Annotated in this window: 17 protein-coding genes and 1 riboswitch; of the genes, 14 read left to right on the forward strand and 3 right to left on the reverse strand. The window is 44.8% G+C overall.

The window, feature by feature from the left end:
- Positions 1 to 285: 285 nt before the first annotated feature.
- The 3 genes from uvrB to luxU all read left to right on the forward strand — a co-directional run bounded on the left by uvrB (position 286) and on the right by luxU (position 4,355).
- The gene (gene uvrB, locus R8O70_RS14525) at positions 286 to 2,316 is read left to right on the forward strand and encodes an excinuclease ABC subunit UvrB (RefSeq protein ID WP_017636056.1); all 2,031 of its coding nucleotides are present in this window, start codon (positions 286 to 288) and stop codon (positions 2,314 to 2,316) included.
- 291 nt (positions 2,317 to 2,607) lie between these two features.
- Positions 2,608 to 4,014 carry a quorum-sensing sigma-54 dependent transcriptional regulator LuxO gene (gene luxO, locus R8O70_RS14530; RefSeq protein WP_005380768.1) on the forward strand — a complete coding sequence of 469 codons (1,407 nt, stop codon included), beginning with the start codon at positions 2,608 to 2,610 and terminating at the stop codon, positions 4,012 to 4,014.
- Complete coding sequence (gene luxU / locus R8O70_RS14535) at positions 4,011 to 4,355, forward strand: quorum-sensing phosphorelay protein LuxU (RefSeq protein WP_054576229.1); 345 nt, start codon at positions 4,011 to 4,013, stop codon at positions 4,353 to 4,355. The genes luxO and luxU overlap by 4 nt, the downstream gene beginning before the upstream one ends.
- Before the next feature lie 138 nt (positions 4,356 to 4,493).
- Here the strand turns inward: luxU and R8O70_RS14540 are convergent, their stop codons facing one another.
- Entirely contained in the window at positions 4,494 to 5,390 is an 897-nt protein-coding gene (locus tag R8O70_RS14540) for a YvcK family protein (RefSeq protein ID WP_318184225.1), read from the reverse strand.
- Positions 5,391 to 5,565: 175 nt separating this feature from the next.
- A riboswitch (molybdenum cofactor riboswitch) is annotated at positions 5,566 to 5,700 on the forward strand.
- On the opposite strand from R8O70_RS14540, the gene moaA reads away from it, so the two are divergent.
- The 11 genes from moaA (at position 5,689) to R8O70_RS14595 (ending at position 15,790) form a co-directional block, all read left to right on the forward strand.
- Complete coding sequence (moaA, locus tag R8O70_RS14545; protein ID WP_171344338.1) at positions 5,689 to 6,678, forward strand: GTP 3',8-cyclase MoaA; 990 nt, start codon at positions 5,689 to 5,691, stop codon at positions 6,676 to 6,678. It overlaps the preceding riboswitch by 12 nt.
- Before the next feature lie 101 nt (positions 6,679 to 6,779).
- The gene (moaB, locus tag R8O70_RS14550; protein WP_005388935.1) at positions 6,780 to 7,292 is read left to right on the forward strand and encodes a molybdenum cofactor biosynthesis protein B; all 513 of its coding nucleotides are present in this window, start codon (positions 6,780 to 6,782) and stop codon (positions 7,290 to 7,292) included.
- A 26-nt stretch (positions 7,293 to 7,318) separates the two neighbouring features.
- The gene (gene moaC, locus R8O70_RS14555) at positions 7,319 to 7,798 is read left to right on the forward strand and encodes a cyclic pyranopterin monophosphate synthase MoaC (protein ID WP_005380779.1); all 480 of its coding nucleotides are present in this window, start codon (positions 7,319 to 7,321) and stop codon (positions 7,796 to 7,798) included.
- Positions 7,795 to 8,052 (forward strand): molybdopterin synthase sulfur carrier subunit, encoded by a 258-nt coding sequence (gene moaD, locus R8O70_RS14560; RefSeq protein WP_005388938.1) that lies wholly within the window; start codon positions 7,795 to 7,797, stop codon positions 8,050 to 8,052. Before moaC ends, moaD begins: the two co-directional genes overlap by 4 nt.
- 1 nt (position 8,053) lies before the next feature.
- On the forward strand, positions 8,054 to 8,509 hold the full coding sequence (gene moaE, locus R8O70_RS14565) for a molybdopterin synthase catalytic subunit MoaE (RefSeq protein WP_005380781.1): 456 nt from the start codon (positions 8,054 to 8,056) through the stop codon (positions 8,507 to 8,509).
- A gap of 531 nt (positions 8,510 to 9,040) precedes the next feature.
- The gene (locus tag R8O70_RS14570; protein ID WP_017633862.1) at positions 9,041 to 10,717 is read left to right on the forward strand and encodes an ABC transporter substrate-binding protein; all 1,677 of its coding nucleotides are present in this window, start codon (positions 9,041 to 9,043) and stop codon (positions 10,715 to 10,717) included.
- Positions 10,718 to 10,845: 128 nt separating this feature from the next.
- On the forward strand, positions 10,846 to 11,766 hold the full coding sequence (gene oppB, locus R8O70_RS14575; RefSeq protein ID WP_005380786.1) for an oligopeptide ABC transporter permease OppB: 921 nt from the start codon (positions 10,846 to 10,848) through the stop codon (positions 11,764 to 11,766).
- Between the two features lie 15 nt (positions 11,767 to 11,781).
- Positions 11,782 to 12,684 (forward strand): oligopeptide ABC transporter permease OppC, encoded by a 903-nt coding sequence (gene oppC / locus R8O70_RS14580; RefSeq protein WP_017633861.1) that lies wholly within the window; start codon positions 11,782 to 11,784, stop codon positions 12,682 to 12,684.
- A gap of 27 nt (positions 12,685 to 12,711) precedes the next feature.
- A complete protein-coding gene (locus R8O70_RS14585; protein ID WP_005380792.1) occupies positions 12,712 to 13,683 on the forward strand; it encodes an ABC transporter ATP-binding protein in 972 nt (323 codons plus the stop codon).
- Positions 13,662 to 14,675: a murein tripeptide/oligopeptide ABC transporter ATP binding protein OppF gene (gene oppF, locus R8O70_RS14590; protein ID WP_005387265.1), complete on the forward strand. Its 1,014-nt coding sequence runs from the start codon at positions 13,662 to 13,664 to the stop codon at positions 14,673 to 14,675. The genes R8O70_RS14585 and oppF overlap by 22 nt, the downstream gene beginning before the upstream one ends.
- Before the next feature lie 167 nt (positions 14,676 to 14,842).
- Positions 14,843 to 15,790, forward strand: a complete 948-nt coding sequence (locus tag R8O70_RS14595; protein ID WP_258623336.1) for a glutathione S-transferase family protein — start codon at positions 14,843 to 14,845, stop codon at positions 15,788 to 15,790.
- 113 nt (positions 15,791 to 15,903) lie between these two features.
- Here R8O70_RS14595 and R8O70_RS14600 read toward each other — a convergent pair whose 3' ends face one another.
- Together R8O70_RS14600 and pta are read right to left on the reverse strand one after the other, a co-directional pair.
- Entirely contained in the window at positions 15,904 to 16,326 is a 423-nt protein-coding gene (locus R8O70_RS14600; RefSeq protein WP_005380804.1) for a hypothetical protein, read from the reverse strand.
- 341 nt (positions 16,327 to 16,667) lie between these two features.
- Positions 16,668 to 18,812 (reverse strand): phosphate acetyltransferase, encoded by a 2,145-nt coding sequence (gene pta, locus R8O70_RS14605; protein WP_005380805.1) that lies wholly within the window; start codon positions 18,810 to 18,812, stop codon positions 16,668 to 16,670.
- Positions 18,813 to 18,936 lie beyond the last annotated feature (124 nt).

Below are 18,936 nucleotides of genomic sequence, written 5' to 3' on the forward strand. Positions count from 1 at the left end.
ATCTTAATCAAAAGGTATTCAAAGTGGATAAAAATCAATCTTTTGGGGATAAGAAAGTTTTAAGCTAATTTTTGGGGAAAAGTTGTGGAAACTATAATGTGAAGAATGTGTGTAGCTCTTCAACTAGGGCGAAGTACTATATCAGAGTCACTTTTATATGGCTATAGCATTCTAGACAAACAAGAAAATTTATTAACAATGATGGTTAAATTCTCGATAGACGTAGATTTCATTAACTAAGGTGTATATATATACAGCCAAAGCGCAGTAAAATTGAGGAAGGGTATGAGTAAAGTCTATGAATTGGTCTCCGATTATCAGCCGTCGGGCGATCAACCAGGAGCGATCAATCAGTTGCTTGAGGGGCTCGATGCTGGGCTAGCACATCAAACATTGTTGGGGGTCACAGGCTCAGGTAAAACCTTCACACTAGCGAATGTGATTGCTCAAGCCCAACGACCTGCAATATTACTTGCGCCAAACAAAACGCTTGCTGCTCAGTTATATGGTGAGATGAAGTCATTCTTTCCTAATAATGCGGTTGAGTATTTTGTTTCTTACTATGATTACTACCAACCTGAAGCATACGTTCCCACAACAGATACTTTCATTGAAAAGGACGCTTCGGTTAACGCCCACATTGAGCAAATGCGACTGTCTGCCACTAAAGCTTTATTGGAACGGAAAGACGCTATTATCGTTGCTTCGGTTTCAGCGATCTATGGTTTGGGTGATCCGGAATCCTACTTACAAATGATGCTTCATTTGCGACGTGGAGATGTGATTGATCAGCGTGATATGCTTCGTCGCCTAGCGGAGCTCCAATACTCACGCAATGATGTTGCTTTTGAGCGAGGGCAGTTCCGTGTCCGTGGCGAGGTGATTGATATATTCCCTGCTGAATCAGACCAAGACGCTGTGCGCGTTGAGATGTTTGACGATGAGGTGGATTGCATCAGTGTGTTCGATCCATTGACAGGCGTGGTGAAACAACGAGACTTGCCGCGCTATACCATCTATCCCAAGACGCACTATGTGACGCCAAGAGATCGCATTCTTGAAGCGATTGAAAATATTAAAGTCGAACTAGAAGTGCGCAAAAAGCAGCTTCTAGATAACAACAAGCTACTGGAAGAGCAGCGAATTAGCCAGCGCACTCAATTCGATATCGAAATGATGAATGAGTTGGGCTTTTGCTCCGGTATCGAAAACTATTCTCGTTATCTCAGTGGACGCTCGGAAGGTGAGCCGCCACCAACCCTGTTTGACTACTTACCTCATGATGGCTTGTTGATCATCGATGAATCTCACGTGACAGTACCGCAGATAGGTGCCATGTATAAAGGTGACCGTTCGCGTAAAGAAACGCTGGTGGAGTTTGGTTTCCGTTTACCTTCAGCTTTGGATAATCGTCCACTGAAGTTTGAGGAGTTTGAAGCACTAGCGCCACAGACGATTTTCGTCTCTGCTACTCCTGGAAATTACGAACTAGAAAAATCGGCGGGTGATGTGGCGGATCAAGTCGTTCGCCCTACAGGCTTGCTTGACCCTGAGTTGGAGGTTCGCCCAGTAGCGACCCAAGTCGACGACCTATTGTCTGAGATCCGTATTCGCGCTGCTAAAGATGAGCGAGTTCTGGTTACAACACTGACCAAACGAATGGCTGAAGATCTCACCGAATACCTTCACGAACATGATGTTAAGGTACGTTATTTACACTCAGACATTGATACTGTTGAGCGTGTGGAAATTATCCGTGACCTTCGCCTTGGAGAATTTGACGTGCTGGTGGGAATCAACTTATTGAGAGAGGGCCTGGATATGCCAGAGGTCTCGTTAGTTGCAATTTTGGATGCGGATAAAGAGGGCTTCTTGCGGTCTGAACGCTCACTCATTCAGACCATTGGTCGTGCTGCACGAAACATCGAAGGTAAGGCGATTTTATACGCTGACCGAATCACCAACTCAATGAAAAAGGCGATGGATGAAACTAACCGTCGTCGCGAGAAGCAGGAAGCGTACAACGAAGAAATGGGTATTTCGCCACAAGCGCTCAAACGAAATATCAAAGACATCATGGAACTTGGCGATATCACTAAGTCTAAACGCCAGCGTAACACTAAACAGGTACCATTATCGAAAGTGGCGGAGCCTTCGCAAACTTACGAGGCACTGTCCCCTCAGCAGCTAGAAAAAGAAATCAGTCGACTGGAGGCAGCTATGTATCAGCATGCGCAAGATTTAGAATTTGAGTTAGCGGCACAAAAGCGTGACGAGATTGAAAAACTACGAGCGCAGTTCATCGCAAATAGTTGAACAAACTTACCGATTTAGCTATCCAAGCATTTTAGGTCGCTTGTAAAAAAAAGAAGCCAATAGGCAGTCGGGTCTATTGGCTTGTTTTGTGAACATATCGTTCACTAACAACGTCAGTTGGCTAGGTGACCCGAGGGGTCACTATCGTTACAGCATGGTTTGTGCCACTTTTTAAATAATTGATATTATTTTTGAATTTTTTCCTTTGCCCATAATTTAGCTAATGTTATTTGCAAAATGCAAAGCGTAATGCGATTATTGTTTAAAACACAACAAAATAATAGCTAGGTTATGCAACAAAAACCCGAAGGCCCAAAGTCTCGTTACCTTTTAATGGTCGAGGACACCGCATCTGTTGCGGCTCTGTACCGCTCATACCTGACACCGCTTGGCATAGATATCAATATTGTCGGCACAGGTAGGGATGCCATTGAGAGCCTAAATCATCGAATTCCAGATCTTATTTTACTCGATCTCCGTCTGCCAGATATGACGGGGATGGACGTTTTACATGCCGTTAAAAAGAGTCATCCCGACGTACCTATAATTTTTATGACCGCTCACGGTTCTATCGATACCGCTGTCGAGGCCATGCGTCATGGCTCACAAGACTTTCTAATTAAACCGTGTGAAGCAGACCGTTTACGTGTCACGGTTAACAATGCAATTCGTAAAGCGACCAAGCTAAAAAATGAAGCCGATAATCCAGGTAATCAGAGCTATCAGGGGTTTATCGGCAGTAGCCAAACCATGCAGCAGGTTTACCGTACGATAGATTCAGCGGCGAGCAGTAAAGCGAGTATTTTTATCACAGGTGAAAGTGGTACTGGTAAAGAGGTATGTGCCGAGGCTATTCACGCAGCAAGTAAACGTGGTGACAAACCTTTTATTGCAATTAACTGTGCTGCAATTCCAAAAGATTTGATTGAGAGTGAACTGTTTGGTCACGTAAAAGGGGCCTTTACTGGCGCTGCGAATGATCGTCAAGGGGCTGCTGAGTTAGCGGATGGCGGCACACTTTTTCTAGATGAGCTTTGTGAGATGGACTTGGATTTACAAACCAAGTTGCTACGATTTATTCAAACGGGCACATTCCAAAAAGTGGGTTCCTCAAAAATGAAGAGCGTGGATGTGCGCTTTGTGTGTGCCACTAACCGTGATCCCTGGAAAGAGGTACAAGAAGGTCGATTCCGTGAAGATTTGTACTATCGTTTGTATGTCATTCCTTTGCATTTACCGCCTTTACGCGAACGAGGCGAAGATGTTATTGAAATTGCATACTCACTGTTAGGTTACATGTCACACGAAGAAGGAAAAAGCTTCATACGTTTTGCGCCTGATGTCATCGAGCGATTCAACAGCTATGAGTGGCCGGGTAACGTTCGTCAGTTACAAAACGTGCTACGCAATATCGTTGTTCTAAACAACGGTAAAGAGATTACGTTGGACATGTTACCGCCACCGTTGAATCAACCGCTTGACCGTCCGTCGTCTGTGGCTAAATTAATTGAGCCGAAAGCGATGACCGCATCTGAGATTATGCCATTATGGATGACGGAAAAAATGGCAATCGAGCAAGCGATTGAAGCATGTGATGGCAATATTCCTCGAGCGGCGGGATACCTTGATGTCAGTCCGTCGACGATTTACCGCAAGTTACAGGCATGGAACGGCAAGGAAGAGCGGCAAAAAGTATGAGTGTAAATGTATTAAATCAGCAAAAAATAGATGAACTGTCGATGGAAATTGGCAGTGACAACGTACCTGTACTGTTCGATATCTTCCTAGGAGAAATGGATACCTATATCGAGAACTTATCCCAACTGCAGGGGGCAGAGCGATTAGCTTACTCAAAAGAAATCAGCCACGCGTTGAAAAGTAGTGCTGCGAGCTTTGGGGCAGATCGCCTTTGTGAACTGGCGATGTCTATAGACAAAAAAGCGAAAGCCGGTGAGTTGACTGCGGAGTCTGAGGAGTTAGAGGTTATGTTCGATCTTTTGCACGAAACTCGAGATGCTTATCGCTCTTGGCGACAGTAACTATTTATTCCTATTAACCATTTTTTCTTAGTAAACATCTGTTCTTACTGGATGCCTGAACTAAAACCCTTCGATGACAGAAGGGTTTTCATTATCAATAAACACCTTAAAAGAGGGCGCTAGCCAGGTAACGTGCTCTTAAATAGAAAGTTGTAGCTGATTTTCAATCGCTAGTTTGAGCTTGTTTCTATCGTGACGCCAGTCTCGGTTAGAGGAGGCGAGTGACTCCGTCACTACATTCCATTGACTTAAGACGTCTTGCTCGGTTTTCTCTGCTAGAACCACGTCTATTTTTCTTCCTTGACAGGCACGTTCACACCATTCTAATTTTTGAGCCATCGTCATTCGTCCCGCTGGGCCGCATTCTGGACTCAGGTTAGCAACAAAAATGACTTTTGCTTTTGTGTTTGCTGCAATCGCTTTGCCGAGTTCAGGCAGCAATAAAGGAGGCATGATACTAGTTAAAAAACTGCCAGGGCCAAGAATAATCGCGTCCGCTTCCGCCAAAGCTGTGATGGCTTCTTTGGTAGCAGGCACTTCTGGTGAAAGATCCAAACGTCGCAAGTCTGCTTTCATTTCGTCGACATTTGTTTCTCCCGTAACCCACTTCCCATCTACGGATAACGCGGAAAGATCCGAAGGGTGTTCGGACATAGGAAGGATGTTAACATCGACTTTTAACATATTGCGAATCAGATTAATGGCATCTAAAGGTCTGACCGATAAGTTATCGAGTGCAGTAAGCATCAAATTACCAAGATTATGACCATCAAGTTCGCCAGTGCCTTTGAAGCGATATTCAAACATCATAGAACTGATCGAAGGCTCTGTAATGAGCTGATTAATACAGTTACGTGTGTCTCCCCAAGCGATTCCTCCTTGGCAGTGACGAATTCTTCCTGTTGAACCACCATTGTCAGTCGTGGCAACAATCCCAGTTGCATTGCTGCCAAAATCTCGTAATGCGGCCAGCATTCGACCTAAGCCATGACCACCGCCAACAGCGACCACTTTTTTATCTGTGTAGATATTCATTATGTTCTTCTAATAATCTAATAAAAAACGGCTACAATTTATCTTAAGGAGTGTCTTAAAGGTACTCACTTAGCGGTAAATTGTGTCTCTAGAGAGTTTTTTATCACTCAAGTCTGGATTCCATTACAAATATTAAGTATTTTACACCGCAAAGCTATCAGAGATTTCATATCTCTGGTTGCCATAACTCCGAGCTCACTATTGCTAAGTCCTTGGATAAGCGTTTTGAGCCAGTGGCATACTGTCACAAGGGCATGATTGGAAATGGCCATGCCTCCCGTGTTTGGAAAGGTGTTCCGTGGCGCAACAATTCGAAGACAAATTTCATCGTAAGTTTTATTACTTGCGTCTGTCTGTGACCGACGTATGTAATTTCAAATGTACCTATTGCCTTCCTGATGGCTATAAGCCTTCGGGCAATAAAAACTCGTCTTTTTTATCTCTCCCTGAAATCAAACGGGTCGTAAAAGCATTCGCTGATTGTGGCACGTCAAAAGTGCGCATCACTGGTGGTGAGCCTAGCTTACGCAAAGATTTTACCGACATTATCCATTCAGTAGCGGCGACGCCTGGCATTCAAAAAGTTGCAACGACAACCAATGGCTACCGCATGGCAAAACAAGTCGCAGAATGGCGTGAAGCGGGTTTAACCCACATTAATGTCAGTGTGGATAGCCTTGACCCGCGTATGTTTCATCAAATCACAGGTGAAAATAAGTTTACTGAAGTCATGAATGGTATCGAACGTGCGTTCGAGGTCGGTTATGAGCAAGTAAAAGTTAATGTGGTGTTGATGAAAGATCTGAACCATCACGAGCTGCCAGCGTTTCTTAACTGGATAAAAGATCGTCCAATCCAACTGCGTTTCATTGAGTTGATGCAAACGGGTGAGATGGATGAGCTATTTAATAAGCACCATGTATCCGGAGTGGCAATTCGTAACCAGCTAATTGCAAATGGTTGGTTGCTGAAAGTGCGCTCGCATAATGATGGTCCTGCGCAAGTATTTGTTCATCCTGATTACAAGGGTGAAATAGGTCTTATCATGCCTTATGAAAAAGACTTTTGTGAAAGCTGCAACCGACTGCGCGTTTCTGCGATGGGTAAGCTGCACCTATGTCTGTTTGGAGACCACGGTGTAGAATTGCGTGATCTTTTGGAACGTGATGAGCAAGAGAGTGAGCTTATTGAACGTATCCAGGCGCAGTTACAAACCAAGTCGGTAAGCCATTTCTTGCATGATGGCAATACTGGTATGACGCCACACCTCGCGTCTATCGGCGGCTAACTTCATTCAATTTTTAGAGCGAGTTCACTGATAAGCTGGCTCTAACTTTTTCCGAATCGATACCAAGCGTATCAAAGCTAATTAAGAGAATAGGTGAACAAATGGGTCACGCTGAAAGCAAATTCCAACCTGCAAATATTGCCGTTCTAACGGTATCTGACACTCGTACTGAAGAAAACGATACCTCTGGTCGTTACCTAGCTGAGCATGCTCAAGAAGCGGGTCACAACGTAGTAGACAAGCAAATTGTTATTGATGACATGTACAAGATCCGCGCGATTGTTTCTCAATGGATTGCTGATGAAAGCGTACAAGCGATCATGATTACTGGCGGTACAGGTTTCACCTCACGTGATAGCACGCCAGAAGCACTTAAGCCTCTATTTGATAAAGAAGTTGAAGGTTTTGGTGAGTTGTTCCGTATGGTGTCGTACGAAGAGATCGGTACGTCTACGATTCAGTCTCGTGCGATTGCTGGTTTTGCTAACCACACCGTGATCTTCGCAATGCCAGGTTCAACTGGTGCGTGCCGCACAGGCTGGACAAAAATTATTAAACAGCAGTTGGATGCAAGTCATCGCCCTTGTAACTTCATGCCACACCTATCTGTATAACCTTTCCTAAAAGCGAAGGAAAAACAATGACCCAATTTACACATATCAATGCTTCTGGCGAAGCAAACATGGTTGACGTGTCAGCAAAAACGGAGACGGTTCGTGAAGCTCGTGCTGAAGCATTTGTTCACATGGCCCCAGAAACACTTCAACTGATTGTCTCTGGCCAGCACCACAAAGGTGATGTATTTGCGACGGCTCGTATTGCTGGTATTCAAGCTGCGAAGAAAACCTGGGATTTGATTCCACTTTGTCATCCGCTACTACTCTCTAAAGTTGAAGTTCAACTGGAAGCTATCGAAGCAGAAAACAAAGTTCGCATCGAATCAGTATGTAAACTTGCGGGTAAAACTGGTGTGGAAATGGAAGCGCTCACGGCAGCTTCCGTTGCTGCTCTAACGATTTACGATATGTGTAAAGCAGTACAAAAAGACATGGTCATTGGTCAAGTTCGTCTACTAGAGAAAACGGGTGGTAAATCTGGTCACTTTAAGGTGGAATCATGATTAAAGTACTTTTCTTTGCTCAAACTCGAGAGCTGATTGGCATCGACAGTGTCGAGTTAGACGGGCCGTTTGAAACGGTGGAATCCATTCGTGCACATCTAGTGGAAGAAGGCACTAAGAAAGATGGCAAGTGGGATTTAGCGCTCGAGCCAGGAAAGCTACTTGCTGCAGTGAACCAATCCATCGTCCCTCTGGATACACAAGTAAAAGCAGGTGACGAAGTTGCGTTTTTCCCGCCGGTAACTGGGGGTTAAGATGGATTCTCGTGTATCTGTACAAATTGAAGACTTTTCGGTTGAGCAAGAATATCAACGTCTATCTGAAGGGACGGCTGCCGGCGCTGTCGTTACATTCGTTGGTAAAGTTCGAGATATGAACCTTGGGGATAATGTCATTGGTTTACATCTAGAGCACTATCCGGGGATGACAGAGAAGAGCTTGAGCGACATTTGCGATCAAGCAGAGTCTCGCTGGCCACTATTAGGTGTACGCGTGATTCATCGTGTCGGAGACATGGATAGCGGTGATCAAATTGTATTTGTGGGCGTTTCCAGTGCGCACCGCGGCGCGGCATTTGATGCGTGCGAGTTCATCATGGATTATCTGAAAACCCAAGCACCATTTTGGAAAAAAGAGCGTACGACGAATGAAGATCGTTGGATTGAGTCGCGCGACACCGATCATCAAGCTGCACAGCGTTGGGAAAAATAGAACTAACCCGCATTCTAGTGAAAAAAGCTAAGTGCTAATGGTACTTAGCTTTTTTTGTATTTATCTTCATTGTATTGCTCACTTTGTTTCAATATTTCCTATCTTTTGTCTGGTGATATTCTTCACAATAAAAGTTTTCTGCCCAATATATAAACAATTATTTGTTAGACTTGATTTGTCATAAATGTTAAATGATGTGTAAATATCTAGCATAAGATGCTAGTAAATGGTTTAAACTCAGATTAATCGAAAGTTTCGCCTGTTAAATGTCGCTTCTGGTCTTTATTTGGCTGGTGAATGCTTTGGGGTTAGAGTTTACTGCTAGATATGTGTGGTTTAGTCAGCATTATTGGTTTTTTTGCTACATTTTTATGGCAAATTACTTCAATGATTGCTAATGTGTGCCGCAGTCTTTGTAAGGTTTTAGACTTTTGTGCTCAGAAAGTGCACTAAAAAAATCTAAAACTCTGACCGTTCCAGGCCCTTACAAAGAAGTCATGGATGCTAACGAAAAAATTTGGAGTTTTACGCATGTATAAGAATAAAATCACGCGCGCTTTATTTATTGGTGCTGGTCTTTCTCTCGCTCTAGCTGGTTGTGGTGAAAAGCCTGCGGAGAAACAAGCTGCTGAGCCTGCTCCGGCTCCAGCCCCTGAAGCTAAATCTGATTCTAAAGAGCCAAAACTTGCTGCTGTTCAAGAATTGGTGCGTGGTAACGGTACAGAAGTTGCGACAATAGACCCTCATAAATCTCAAGGTGTTCCAGAATCCCACGTGATTCGCGATCTTCTTGAAGGCCTTGTAAACCAAGATGCGGACGGTAACACTATCCCTGGTGTTGCAGAATCTTGGGAAACTGAAGACAACAAAACATACACTTTCCACTTACGTGAAGACGCAAAATGGTCAAACGGTGATCCTGTCACTGCAGGTGATTTCGTTTACAGCTTCCAACGCGCAGTCGATCCAGCAACCGCCTCTCCATATGCTTGGTACATGGAATACACCAAGATGAAGAACGCAAAAGACATTGTTGCGGGTAAAAAAGATAAGAGCGAGTTAGGTGTTAAAGCGGTTGACGATCACACGTTAGTGGTTGAGTTAGATACTGCAGTACCATATTTTGTAATGATGATGGGCCACACGACAGTGAAACCTGTTCATCAAGCAACTGTTGAAAAGTTCGGCGATCAATGGACGAAGCCAGAGAACTTTGTAGGTAACGGTGCTTATGTTGTTGACAACTGGGTTGTAAACGAGCGTTTGGTTCTAAAACGTAACGAACAGTACTGGGACAACGAAAACACGACGCTTGACCAAGTTACTTTCCTACCAATCGAGAACCAAGTAGCGGAAATGAACCGCTTCCTAGCGGGTGAAATCGACTTCACGAACGAGCTGCCTACAGAGCACTTCAAGCGTCTGAAGAAAGAGCACCCACAAGAAGTGTCTGTAACCGGTAACTTATGTACTTACTACTACATCTTCAATACGAAGAAAAAGCCGTTTGATGATGTTCGTGTGCGTAAAGCGATTTCTTATGCGATTGACCGTAACATTGTGACTGATGCGATTTTAGGTCAAGGTCAAAAGCCAGCTTACTTCCTAACACCTGAAATTACGGCAGGTTTCAACCCAGAAATTCCTGCATACGGCAAAATGACGCAAGAAGAGCGTAACGCAGAAGCTGCGCGTCTATTGGAAGAAGCGGGTTACGGCGCAGACAACCCTCTTGAATTTAACCTTCTATACAATACATCAGAGAACCACAAGAAACTTGCGGTTGCACTGGGTTCAATGTGGAAGAAGACGCTTGGTCTAGACGTTACGCTAGAAAACCAAGAGTGGAAAACTTACCTATCTACCAAAGATTCTGGCAACTTTGAGGTTGCTCGTGCAGGTTGGTGTGGCGACTACAACGAAGCTTCATCTTTCCTAACGCTGATGATGAGTAATAACACTACTGGTGGTATTCACTACGACAGCAAAGAGTACGATGCGATCATGAACAAAGCATTTGCTTCAACTTCTGACGAAGAGCGCCAAGCACTTTACCTAGAAGCAGAGAAGTTGATGGCCAAAGATATGCCAATCGCACCTATCTACCAGTACGTGAAATCACGTCTACTATCACCGAAAGTTGGTGGCTTCCCAGTAAATAACGCGGAAGACAAGATTTACTCTAAAGATCTCTACATCACAGAGTAATTCGTAACTCGATAGAACTATAAAAATGAGGCCCTACATGTGAGAAATTGCATGTAGCGCCTATCTTTAGTCCAAAAGAATTGGACGACTTCTTTAATTTAACTGTCACAGACTGAAAGAGTGAGTTTATGCTTAAATTCATCGCAAAAAGGATATTTGAGGCGATCCCAACAATGTTGGTTTTGATCACCGTATCTTTCTTTCTTATGCGCTTTGCACCGGGAAACCCTTTCTCGACAGAGCGTCCATTGCCACCCGAAGTAATGGCAAATATCGAAGCTAAATATGGCTTGGATAAACCTGTATTTGAACAATACACCACGTATTTGACCAATGTTATCCAAGGTGATTTCGGACCGTCATTTAAATACCTTGATTACTCAGTAAACGAGCTGATCGCGGTTGCCTTACCTGTTTCGGCTAAAGTGGGCTTCATCGCCTTTATCTTTACTTTGATAATGGGGGTTACCGTCGGTACCATTGCTGCGCTCAAGCAAAATACTTGGATTGATTACACCATTATGTCGACTGCGATGCTTGGTGTCGTAATGCCATCCTTTGTATTAGCGCCTGCGCTTATCTACATATTCTCGCTTCATTGGAATATCTTCCCTGCGGGCGGTTGGCAAGATGGTAGCTGGCAGTATTTAGTGCTTCCTGTTATTGGTATGTCGCTACTGTATGTTGCTACCTTTGCTCGTATCACGCGTGGTTCGATGATCGAAACCCTAAACAGTAACTTTATTCGTACGGCACGTGCTAAAGGTCTAAGTTACCGTTATATCATTATCAAACACGCTCTTAAGCCGGCACTTCTCCCTGTTGTTTCTTACATGGGCCCAGCTTTCGTAGGTATCATCACCGGTTCCGTTGTTATCGAAACCATTTTTGGTCTGCCTGGTATTGGTAAACTATTCGTTAACGCTGCGTTTAACCGTGACTACTCGCTAGTAATGGGGGTAACCATTCTGATTGGTTTCCTATTCATTCTATTCAACGCGATTGTAGATATTTTACTTGCAATGATTGACCCGAAAATTCGCTACTAACAGGGACGTTTGGTTATGTTAACGAAAAAAGAAAACCTAGAAGCGATTGAGAAATTCTCCGAAAACTTGGAGATTGAAGGTCGCAGTCTTTGGCAAGATGCTCGTATCCGTTTCATGCGCAACAAAGCGGCGATGGTGAGCTTATTCCTTCTTGTTCTAATGACGTTGGCGGTTATTATCCTGCCAATGATCGCACCGTACACATTTGATGATACTGACTGGTACGCGATGCACGTTGCACCGAATGCTGACCATTGGTTTGGTACTGACAGCTTAGGCCGTGATTTATACGTGCGTACGCTAATTGGAGGTCGTATTTCGTTGATGGTAGGTGTTATGGGTGCATTTGTAGCGGTACTGATTGGTACGCTCTACGGCGCAGCATCTGGTTTCATCGGCGGTAAAGTTGACCGCGTAATGATGCGTATTCTAGAAATTTTATACGCGGTACCGTTTATGTTCCTGGTGATTGTACTGGTAACATTCTTCGGTCGTAACATCATGCTGATCTTCGTTGCGATTGGTGCTATCGCATGGCTAGATATGGCGCGTATCGTACGTGGCCAGACTCTTAGTCTACGTAGCAAGGAGTTTATCGAAGCGGCACATGTGTGTGGTGTAAGCAACTGGAAAATCATTACTCGTCATATCGTACCGAACGTACTGGGTATTGTAGCGGTATACTCTACGCTGCTTATCCCAAGTATGATTCTAACGGAATCATTCCTATCATTCCTTGGTCTTGGTGTTCAGGAACCAATGACAAGTTGGGGCGCTCTTCTACAAGAAGGTGCACAGACAATGGAAGTAGCAATCTGGCAGCTGGCATTCCCAGCAGTGTTCATGGTTGTGACGCTATTCTGCTTCAACTACGTTGGTGACGGCCTGCGCGATGCGCTGGATCCAAAAGACAGATAATTAAAAGATAAGATTAAGGAAGCAATGATGAGCTTATTAGATGTCAAAGATCTGCGCGTCGAATTCACCACGCAAGATGGTATCGTAACCGCAGTAAACGATTTGAACTTCTCTCTCAACCAAGGCGAAACCTTAGGTATCGTTGGAGAGTCGGGATCAGGTAAATCTCAAACCGTATTCGCAATCATGGGCCTTTTGGCTAAGAATGGTATTATTTCTGGTAGCGCAAAGTTTGAAGGCAAAGAAATCCTAAACTTACCAGAAAAAGAACTGAACAAAGTGCGTGCGGAACAGATCGCAATGATCTTCCAAGACCCAATGACATCACTGAACCCTTACATGAAAGTCAGTGATCAGTTGATGGAAGTGCTTATGCTGCACAAAGGCATGGGCAAAGCGGAAGCATTTGAAGAATCAGTACGCATGCTGGAAGCGGTAAAAATCCCTGAAGCGCGTAAGCGTATCACGATGTACCCGCATGAGTTTTCAGGCGGTATGCGTCAGCGTGTAATGATCGCGATGGCGTTGTTATGTCGTCCTAAACTGCTTATAGCCGATGAGCCAACAACAGCACTTGATGTGACGGTACAAGCACAGATCATGGACTTGTTGAATGAGCTGAAATCTGAGTTCAACACAGCGATCATCATGATCACTCACGACCTTGGTGTGGTTGCAGGTTCGTGTGACAAGGTGCTGGTGATGTATGCAGGCCGTACCATGGAGTACGGCAACGTAAACGAAATTTTCTACAATCCAAGCCATCCTTATGCGGAGGGGCTGCTGAAGGCGATTCCTCGCCTCGATACTGAGGGTGAAATTCTGCCGACCATTCCTGGTAATCCACCAAACTTGCTTCGTCTACCGCCGGGCTGCCCTTATCAAGAGCGCTGTCACCGTGTGATGGATCGTTGTAAGCGCGAGGCGCCAATTCTGACACCATTTGGTGATGGTCGTCAGCGTGCATGTTTTTCTGAATGGGAGGCTTGGAACAAATGAACGCAGTAGACAAAAAACTAATTCTGGACATTTCTGAGCTGAAAGTTCACTTCAGCATTGCCTCAAAGTCGGCATGGCCGTGGTCAAAGCCTTCGAGCCTGAAAGCGGTAGATGGCGTGAACGTTCGACTATACGAAGGGGAAACGCTTGGTGTAGTAGGTGAATCAGGTTGTGGCAAATCGACGTTTGCTCGTGCCATCATTGGTCTGGTTGAAGCTACTGACGGCCAAGTAGTTTGGTTGGGTCAAGACCTTACTAAAATGAAAAGCGTTCAGCGCCGTGAGACGCGTAAAGAAATTCAGATGATTTTCCAAGACCCATTGGCATCGCTGAATCCGCGTATGACTGTTGGTGATATCATTGCTGAACCTCTTGAGACATTCTATCCAGAACTGTCTAAGCAGGAAGTGAAAGATCGCGTTAAAGAGATGATGGCGAAAGTTGGCCTATTACCTAACGTGATTAACCGTTACCCACACGAGTTCTCGGGTGGTCAGTGTCAGCGTATCGGGATAGCGCGTGCGCTTATCCTTAAGCCTAAGATGATCATTTGTGACGAGCCAGTATCGGCGCTTGATGTATCTATTCAAGCTCAGGTGGTTAACCTACTTAAAGAGATTCAAAAAGAGTTAGGGCTTTCTCTGGTATTCATTGCGCATGACTTGTCTGTCGTTAAACACATTTCAGATCGCGTTTTAGTTATGTATTTAGGTAATGCCGTGGAACTTGGCGAGGCCGAGGCTCTGTTTGCTGATCCTAAGCACCCATATACGCGTGCGCTAATGTCTGCGGTTCCGATCCCGGACCCGGATATTGAGCGCAATAAGAAAATCCAAATGCTAGAGGGTGATCTTCCTTCACCTATCAACCCACCGTCGGGTTGTGTATTCCGCACTCGTTGCCCACAAGCAACCGAAGAGTGTGCGAAGACAAAGCCAACCATTTTAGGTAATGACGTTCACGCGGTATCTTGTTTACACGTTAGTGTATAAATTCAGCCTGTGACGGGCTTAAGCGCGACACCTTCATCGGGTCGCGCTTTTTTTATGTGTCTGATTTATACATTCGAATTTCTTGAACATGATGTCCTAAGTTCGATGATTCTCTGTTTGATAGGAAACGCTAATATAGACACAAACAGAACGAGAGGAGAGCAATCATGGGTAAGTTGGTTGAAGGTGTTTGGCAAGATGTCTGGTATGACACAAAATCAAATGGTGGCAAATTTGTGCGCGAAGATGCCGGATTCCGTAACTGGGTTAAACACGATCCTGATGCGGAGTTTACACCAGAGTCCGGTCGATACCATTTGTATGTCTCTCTTGCTTGTCCTTGGGCACATCGAACCCTCATTTTCCGCAAGCTGAAAGGTTTAGAACCACATATTGATGTCACGGTCGTTTGCCCTGATATGCTCAGCCAAGGTTGGCAAATGGGGCTTCCTGAGCCATTGTTTGGTCACACGCGTATGTATCAAATTTACACGCAGGCCAAACCCGATTACACGGGCCGCGTAACCGTGCCTGTACTTTGGGATAAAAAGACCAATACTATTGTGTCAAACGAGTCGTCAGAGATCATTCGCATGTTCAATTCGGAATTCAATGCGTTAACAGGGAATCACGACGACTACTATCCAGAACATCTAAAACACGTTATTGATGAGTGGAACGATTTTGTTTATCCGAATGTCAACAACGGAGTGTATCGTTGTGGCTTCGCGACTACACAAGAGGCGTATGAAGAAGCGTTTGATTCTTTGTTTAATGCGTTAGATAAAATCGATGCTCACCTAGCGACGCATCGTTACTTAGCAGGGAACACAATTACTGAGGCGGATTGGCGTTTGTTTACGACTCTTATTCGTTTTGATGCGGTGTATGTGGGGCATTTCAAGTGTAACAAGCAGCGCATCGCAGACTACGAAAATATACAAGGCTACTTAAAAGAGTTGTATCAAGTTGAAGGCGTCGAAGACACGACGGATTTCTATCACATTAAACGCCACTACTACTTCAGCCACACTGGGATTAATCCGACGCAAGTTGTACCAAAAGGGCCTGATTTAGACCTAAATACTCCTCATGGAAGAGAAAGGATTGGCTAGTTTGCTGCTTCCATCGCAAATGAAAAAGTACTTAACGGTTAGCAATGCCGTTAAGTACTTTTGTGTCATCTAAATACCGGGAGTAGGAGTTTACTTTTTCATTCATCGTCACCTTACTTAGCGCGTACGATGTCCATCACTAGCTTTCCGTCCACTTTTACAGGACCGTCCTCTTTAGCGCCGAGCGTATACTCAAACACACCAGTCTTCATGCCACCTTTCTCTCCGTGGACCATTAACATCAGCATATCGCCTGATTCTACTGGTTCCATCAAAATTGCATTTACGTTTTCATTCTTTCCCATTTTTAACGGAGCGTAGCCGATAACAGGACCAGGCTTCATTGATTCGTCTGTTCGGTGGACAACCATCCACCCATTGTCATCAGCATGAGCCATTTCAGCGGTCACCGTTCCTCCGGACATATCTTGATCGACGCCTTTAATACTCGGGGCGGAAAAGCTGAATGAAGAAAAACTAATCAGAAACGCAGCTAAACCAAACTTTATCAGTGATGTATTGATGAAATCCTTCATATATATTCCTTAGCAGTCAATGAGTTTGTGCATTGCAGTAGCTTTTACGTATTTCCTAGCAAAAAAGTTTAGCTAAAACGTAAATAATGCCGATAAATTGAACAGGGACCGTGCTGCTTTGGAGCCAATGCATTTTGGGGAGTGGGTCAATCGGTGTAAGAACAAGCACGAGCAATGTCGATTAGGTATGGGGGCGATAGGGAGAAAAGCTTTGTGCACCAGTAATTATAGGTTGTGCAGTGATTGGTATAAAAAACAAATAAGTGTTCTGGCCAGCAATAGAAAAAGCCCTCGACGAATCGAGGGCTTTGTATCTATATCCAACTAGATGTCAGAAGCGATTATTTAGCTTCTTGGTCTGCTTGGATAGCTGTTAGAGCGATGGTGTACACGATGTCGTCTACTAGCGCGCCACGAGACAAGTCGTTTACAGGCTTACGCATACCTTGCAGCATTGGACCGATAGATACTAGGTCAGCTGAACGTTGTACCGCTTTGTAAGTCGTGTTACCCGTGTTTAGGTCTGGGAATACAAATACTGTCGCTTTACCTGCAACTGGAGAGTTTGGTGCTTTAGAAGCAGCAACGTTTTCCATAATAGCAGCGTCGTACTGTAGAGGACCGTCAATGATAAGATCAGGACGTTTCTCTTGAGCCAGTTTTGTTGCTTCACGTACTTTATCAACGTCTGCACCCTTACCAGATTCACCAGTAGAGTAAGAGATCATTGCAACGCGTGGTTCGATACCGAATGCTGCTGCAGAGTCAGCAGATTGGATAGCGATTTCAGCAAGCTGTTCAGCAGTTGGATCTGGGTTGATTGCACAGTCACCGTAAACCAGTACTTGATCAGGCAGAAGCATGAAGAATACTGAAGATACGATAGACGCATTTGGTGCCGTCTTGATGATTTGGAACGGAGGAACGATAGTGTTCGCCGTAGTGTGAACAGCACCAGAAACTAGGCCGTCAACTTCGTCGTTCTCAAGCATCATTGTGCCTAGGAATACTGAATCTTGTAGCTTCTCACGAGCAACAACTTCAGTCATGCCTTTCGCACCGCGCAACTCAACTAGGCGAGCAACGTAGTTTTCACGAACAGCATCTGCATCAATGATGGTTACACCAGTACCTAGCTCAACGCCTTGTTGAGCCGCTACGCGACGGATTTCATCTGGGTTACCTAGAAGTACACAGTCTGCAATGCCGCGTTCAGCACAGATCGCTGCTGCTTTAACTGTGCGTGGTTCGTCACCTTCTGGAAGAACGATACGCTTACCTGCTTTACGAGCAAGTTCAGTTAGCTGGTAACGGAACGCTGGTGGGCTTAGACGACGAGACTTCTGAGTGCCTTCAGTCATAGACTCGATCCAGTTACCGTCGATGTGGCCAGCAACGTGTTCGTTGATGAACTCGATACGCTCTTTATCGTCTGCAGGCACTTCGATGCTGAAGCTCTGCAGGTTTAGAGACGTTTGCCAAGTGTTACCTTGTGCTTTGAAGATAGGTAGACCAGTGTCGAATGCTGGTTTACATAGGCCTTCGATTTCGCTAGGGATATCGTAACCGCCAGTTAGCAGTACTGCACCAATATCCACACCGTTCATTGCAGCAAGAGAAGCAGCAACGATAACATCAGGACGGTCTGCAGAAGTAACAAGTAGAGAACCCGGTTTGAAGTGCTCAATCATGTTTGGCAGAGAACGTGCACAGAAAGTGATGCTCTTGATGCGACGAGTGTTGATGTCACCTTCGTTGATGATATCTGCTTTCAGGTGCTTAGCCATGTCGATTGCGCGAGTCGCAATCAGATCAATGCTCCATGGCACACAACCTAGTACACGAATTGGAGAAGTGTTGAAAATTTCCATCACTTTCAATTCGTTTTGTTTTGCGCTGTCTGCATCGTCAAAGATTTCAGATAGGTCAGGGCGAGTACGGCCAGCTTCGTCAACAGGAGCGTTTAGCTTGTTGATGATAACACCAGAGATGTTTTTGTTTTTAGTGCCGCCGAAGTTAGAACATGCTACTTCGATACGCTCTTTCAGTTGCGCAGGGTTATCAGTACCTGGAGTCGCAACTAGCACGATTTCTGCACCAAGTGTTGCCGCGATTTCCGCGTTTACTTGGTTTGCAAATGGGTGCTTACGAGTAGGTACAAGACCTTCGATTAGCGTAACGTCTGCGTCTTTGTTGATTTGGTTGTAACGTTCAACAACGGTTTCTAGCAGCTCGTCCATGTTGTCGTTACCGATTAGGCTTTCAGCAACAGACATCGCCATTGGTTCACCGATCTTCATATCGCTGTTACGACCAACGATAGTTGAAGTCAGATCTGGCTGATCACCACCTGAACGTGGCTGACAGATTGGCTTGTAGAAAGAAACTTTAACGCCTTTACGCTCCATAGCGCGAAGAACACCCATGCTAACGCTTGTTAGGCCAACGCCTGCGCTAGTAGGGATAAGCATAATAGTACGAGACATTCGTAGAGTACCTTTAGCTATTTGGGGGATAAAAGCTCAACTCTTATTCCATGAAGCTCGAAGAATAGGAGTTGAGCCCCTAAGAAATTCGTTTGAATGAAAATCTGGCTAGCCGAGTGGCTAG

The sequence above is a fragment of the Vibrio sp. 779(2023) genome, assembly GCF_033344285.1.
GTDB lineage: Bacteria > Pseudomonadota > Gammaproteobacteria > Enterobacterales > Vibrionaceae > Vibrio > Vibrio alginolyticus.